This is a genomic window from Deltaproteobacteria bacterium GWA2_45_12 (assembly GCA_001797365.1).
In the GTDB taxonomy this organism is placed as follows: Bacteria; UBA10199; UBA10199; order UBA10199; family UBA10199; genus UBA10199.
The window spans coordinates 44,557-46,830 of the sequence record MGPH01000025.1 but is presented as its reverse complement, the minus strand read 5'-3'; the positions used below and the strand labels follow the sequence as shown (position 1 = coordinate 46,830).

Genomic DNA, 2,274 nt, shown 5'->3' with positions numbered 1-2,274 from the left:
CGGGAGCAGATGAAAACGGTTTTTATTAAACAACAAAAAATAGCAGCGTGATGGTTATCAAACAATTTCAACTAAGAATGGGATTGACCCAATACCTCACCCCCAATTAGTTTATGCATCCATATTTAAAAAAATCAGGGGATAATCGACAGGATTTTTTTTGCCAAAACAGGGTCCGCTTGTTTGAGGATCTGTATTCCTTTTTTGATGGCTGATTCCCAACCAGGGCCTCTTTTTTTTAAAACTTTGTAGGCCGAAGTGAGATCGGATTTTTTTGTTTGGAGAAAAAAATCAAAGAGGGCGGCGGCCTGAAGAATGTCTTTTTTTATCTTCGCGGTCTGGCTAGTGGGTCTTTTAACGGCAACAATGAGTTTGTGCCATGCAAAACGGGCGGGATGTGGGACTAAAACGATTAACCCGGCTTCATGGGGAAGGGCGCATTCTTGGGTGTCTTCGAGCAGGTAATCCAGATAACGCAAGGGTTGAGCCGCCACATTCAGGGCGGGCAAGAAAACAGGCTCTTCTTTTTCACGGCCCCACAAGGGGGTGAGAATATCCAAATGGAGTTCACGTCCCCTGATTTTAAAGGAAGTGGAGGGATTTTTGTTATTGAGTAAGGGAATGGGAAAGAATCCCATCTTTGCCTGCTCTAAAACTTCGGGAAGATCGGCCGCCGCTTCTTTAAATCCCAAAGCCACTGAAAGGTTTTTGTCTTGGGCGATGTCGATGTCCTGGGTGCGTAAGAGCTCTTTCCACGCAATTCCCAGCAAGGCTGAGTAAGCCAGAAAAGCGTGTGTGCCGACCAAAACGGAGCCCGCTTTAAAGATCCCTGACTCAGACAAAAGCAAAAGCACCTTGAGGCTGGTCCGGTCGGGAAGCAGGATCCCACCTTTGACGAGCATGGCCGCCAGTCTTTCGCGTTCCTCACGGTCTTTGGATTTAAGTGAATTATTTTTCTGGTGGTCGAGTAAGATCTGCTGCATCTCTTTGGAGTCGGGTCCGAGGTAAATCTGACGCTTTTTACCGGTGAGATTGGATTGCAAATACCAATAAACCCGGCTCTTGACCGTTTTGCTGGTGAAGGTGCCCTTAAGATCCCCAATGTCGCGGATGGCTTCCGCCGTTTTCACCTGTTGGAAGAAGTTTGCGTAAAGGGTCGTTGTCGAAAGGGGGAGTTCTTGAAAATAATCCATAGTTATACGCCATATTAATTTAACGGCGTATAACCGGCAAGGGTTTTATTATGGGGTTGCAGGGATAAAATTTATATAACCCTCAAAGGCACCCGCGAAATGCCGGTGCGCAAATGCGGGTTGAAGACGAGGCCGAAGCCTCGATGGGCTGTGGGCCGGGGGATTGGACGCGATGACGGGGGCCCGTCCCTTTTGATTCTCCCGGGATTTAATTTTGGAACGACTTGGACGGCAAAAACTTCGGCGCTGCCAAAGCCCGCTTCAGAGCCTAGTTCGGGCATTTCCGGATCGAGAATATCCGTACAATGAAAGGTACTCAAACCCATGGGTGCCAGCGAAATATGGCCACGGGTTGTAGTTCCCGTCCGCCGCTGGGGTTGGGCTGGGACAGGGGCTGTGGGGGCAAACGAGGCCGTGCGTGTTCTCACCTCATTTAAAGACGGACCCGGCTCTAAGAAAGTATCCCGGTAAATGCGATCCCCATTATTCAAAGGAGGAGGGGCTTTAGAAATATCCTCATCGCTGAAATGGACATGATCTGATGAAAGTCCCAAAATATTTTCGGCGTAACTTACAATATGCTCGCGAAACTCCTGCACATGCCCGAACCCCCCGGCGGAATAAAGTTCTTCCACCAGCAGATGCGTTCGACCTTTCCCATCCAAAGTGATTTCAATCAATCGCCGGGCCATCACTTCCCCATCGATGATCCAATTGGCCACCTTAAACTGCCCGTGCATCATGCGGTGAAGGGGCTGCCCTTCGGCATCGACCCAGAGCCGTTCCAAATTCTGGCACGTTTCGACGGGAATACTTCCTGAAAGGGCGATGGTCTCCAAATCCCCCGAGACTTCAAAGACGAGGGATTTGCGGGCCTGCTTCATCCCTTTCTTCATACCGGCAAGAAAGTTCTCCAAATCCCTTTTGATGAGGGCAAAGGTATTTCCAAAATGATCGCGGATGTCTTGGTAATGGTTTTCAAAGGTGCGGAGAAGATCGAAGGTTTTTAAAAACGTATCGCCTTTGATTTCATCACCGGATTCGTAAGCCTTTTTCCATTGGGCCACTTGAAAGGGGAGCC

Annotated in this window: 2 protein-coding genes and 1 pseudogene (1 of these 3 only partly in view); all 3 read right to left on the bottom strand. The window is 49.0% G+C overall.

The window, feature by feature from the left end:
- Positions 1-134 precede the first annotated feature (134 nt).
- Positions 135-1,193, bottom strand: a complete 1,059-nt coding sequence (locus tag A2048_00220) for a hypothetical protein (protein ID OGP09595.1) — start codon at positions 1,191-1,193, stop codon at positions 135-137.
- Positions 1,194-1,264: 71 nt separating this feature from the next.
- Entirely contained in the window at positions 1,265-2,089 is an 825-nt protein-coding gene (locus tag A2048_00215; protein OGP09594.1) for a hypothetical protein, read from the bottom strand.
- A gap of 110 nt (positions 2,090-2,199) precedes the next feature.
- Positions 2,200-2,274 (bottom strand): annotated as a pseudogene (locus A2048_00210) (hypothetical protein) (it continues 2,406 nt past the right edge of the window).